2 protein-coding genes and 1 pseudogene are annotated in these 2,602 nt (G+C 70.1%); 2 read left to right on the top strand and 1 reads right to left on the bottom strand.

Going from position 1 to position 2,602, the window contains the following annotated elements; genetic code table 11:
• Positions 1 to 1,476: PA14 domain-containing protein (locus AB0M20_RS37290; protein ID WP_364305485.1), on the bottom strand; the 1,476-nt coding region annotated here is incomplete at its 3' end.
• Between the two features lie 136 nt (positions 1,477 to 1,612).
• Between AB0M20_RS37290 and AB0M20_RS37285 the strand changes: the two genes are divergently transcribed.
• The gene (locus tag AB0M20_RS37285) at positions 1,613 to 2,290 is read left to right on the top strand and encodes a GNAT family N-acetyltransferase (protein WP_364305483.1); all 678 of its coding nucleotides are present in this window, start codon (positions 1,613 to 1,615) and stop codon (positions 2,288 to 2,290) included.
• Positions 2,291 to 2,346: 56 nt separating this feature from the next.
• Positions 2,347 to 2,602 (top strand): annotated as a pseudogene (locus tag AB0M20_RS37280) (permease); the annotation flags it as partial.

Below are 2,602 nucleotides of genomic sequence, written 5' to 3'. Positions count from 1 at the left end.
CCCCTGGGTGTGCCGGAACACCGCGCCCTGGTACTCGCCGTGCACCTCCTCGAGGTACGCCCGCTGCAAGCCGCCGTAGGTCACGTCACCGATCACCAGCTGACCGCGGTACGGCCCCGACTTGAGCAGCACGGGTGTGCTGGGCGAGTTGGCGATCTGGTTGTGCGGCAGCCACAGCACCGGCCGGGTCGGCTGCTCGGCGTCGAACGGGCCGTCCGGGTTGGTGTAGTGGTTGAAGAACCGGTCCTGCTTGATGTGCACCAGCTTGTTCGCCGGGAGCCAGCCGCCCTGGTTGTCCGTGACGAAGAGCTCGTTGCCCGGGCCCCAGCCGATGCCGTTCGGGGTGCGCAGCCCGCCGGCCACGGTGGTCACCTTGCCGGTGCGGCGGTTCACCACGATGCTGGTGCCGCGGCCGTTCACCGGCTGCGGGTCGGTGGTGGCGCCGCCCAGGTTGATCGACACCGACAGGTTCAGGTAGAAGTTGCCGCCCCGGTAGAGCAGGCCGAACGCGAACTCGTGGAAGTTGCCGCCGAACGGCCAGGTGGCGACGGTCCGTCGGGCGTCGAGCACCTCGTCGCCGTCGGTGTCGCGCAGCTCGGTCAGCTCGTGCTTCTGCGACACGTAGACCATGCCGTCGACCACGGCCAGGCCCATGGGCTCCTTGAGCCCGTCCGCGATCTTCTTGTACGTGACCTGCTCCGGGCCGGTCGGCCCGGTCACGTGGTCCACGAGGTAGACCTCGCCGGCCACCTCGTCCGACCCGCCCCAGGTGGAGAGGACCAGCCGGCCGTCGGGCAGGAAGTCCATCCCGGACACCTGCGGCTGGAAGCCCGGCGGGCGCAGATTGGTGAGGTCGTAGCCGGGGTGCACGGCGTTCAGCGGCAGCCCGTCGCCCGGGGTGTCGTCGACGCCCTCGCACTCCTTGGTCCCGGGCGCGGTCACGCGGACCACGCCGGCGTCGGTGCCGAGCGCGCTCGTCGGCACGACGGCGAAGTCGGTGGCGCCCGGCGGCCGCCAGGAAAGGGTCAGCTGCTGCCCGCCGCCCGCCTCGAAGAACTCGGCGCGCAGCGGGTGCACGCCGGCGGTGAGGTCGATCGTGCCGTCCTTGTCCGTCGCGCCGTGCAGGCCGTCGTGGTCGATGACCTGCGTGTCACCGATCCACAACTTGGAGCCGTCGTCGCTGGTCAGCCGGAACGTGTAGGCGCCGTCGGCCGGCACGGTCAGGTTGGCGATGGCCTGGGTGAGGAAGTTGTCCTCCTGCCCGAACTGCTCGGCGGTCGACCAGTCGATGGCCGGCATGAGCTTGTCCACATTGGGCGTCTGGCCCTGCTTGAGCGTGCACAACTCGCGCAGCGGGAAGCCGATGTCGAAGGTCCGCAGCGTGACACCGGGCTCCTGCGGCGGCAGCTCCGCCTCCGCTTGTACTCCGAAGGCGCTCAGCGACGCTACGAGCGCCAGCGCGACCACATTCACCATGGGCGATATCTAAGTCCACTATCGACGCGAAGTCCACATCTTCTGTCAACATCGCGAAAACTTTCATCGCGTACGCAAAAAGTCGGTTTCCAGATAAGGCGTTGCCGGAGGGTCCGCGCCGCGCGAGAGTCGGACGGTGACCTCACCGCTCGACAACCCGATCTGGGCCGCACTCACCGGTCCGCAGGCGGCCCTCGCCGACCGCAACGGCGCCGCGGCCCGCTATCTCACGGACATCTCGCTGTTCGCCGGCATCGGCGGACCGGACGGCTGGGCCGATCTGGCGGCGCTGGCCGGCCCGCGTGGCGAGGTCTACCTGACCGGGGCGTACCTAGACGTTCCGGACGGGTGGCAGACCACCTTCCGGATGCCCGGGGTGCAGCTGACCGGCGAGCGGGTCGCGGGTGAGCCCTTCCCGGGCGCGGAGATCCTCGGCCCGGCCGACGTGCCGGAGATGCTGGACCTGGTGGAGCGCACGAAACCCGGCCCGTTCCGCAAGCGGACCGTCGAGCTCGGCCGCTACCTCGGTGTGCGCCGGGACGGAAAGCTGGCCGCGATGGCAGGCACCCGGATGCGGCTGCCGGACGGCTGGACCGAGATCAGTGCGATCTGCACCGACCCGGCGTTCCGGGGCCAGGGCCTGGCGGCCGGCCTGACGCTGGCCCTGGCGCACGACATCCAGTCACGGGGCGAGAGGCCGTTCCTGGCCACCCTGGCGTCGAACGCCAACGCCATCCGCCTCTACGAGCGCCTCGGCTTCGAGCACCGCCGGGAGGTGGAGTTCACCGCCTTCCTGGCACCTGCGCACATGTAGATATGCGCAGGCCACGATAGGTGCCGACGGGGCATCTGCGGCTAAGGTCCGTGATCGTGCATGAGGTCACCGAGGCGCCGGCGCGCTCCGAACGACGCATCGGGCCGGTCGAGGTGCTGGCCGTTCTGCTGGTTCTGCTCGTCGTGCTGCGCAACCCGCTCGCGTCGCTGCTCGACGGGGCCCGGCTGCAGACCTGGACCACCGTCTTCATCTCCGTGCTCGTGCAGGCCGTGCCGTTCCTCGTCTTCGGCGTGGTGCTCTCCGCGGTGATCGCCGTGTACGTGCCCCGGTCGTTCTGGGCCAGGGCCCTGC

This window comes from Actinoplanes sp. NPDC051633 (assembly GCF_040681735.1).
In the GTDB taxonomy this organism is placed as follows: domain Bacteria; phylum Actinomycetota; class Actinomycetes; order Mycobacteriales; family Micromonosporaceae; genus Actinoplanes.
Note: the sequence above shows the minus strand (reverse complement) of the source record. Positions and strands in the feature narration are given on the sequence as shown.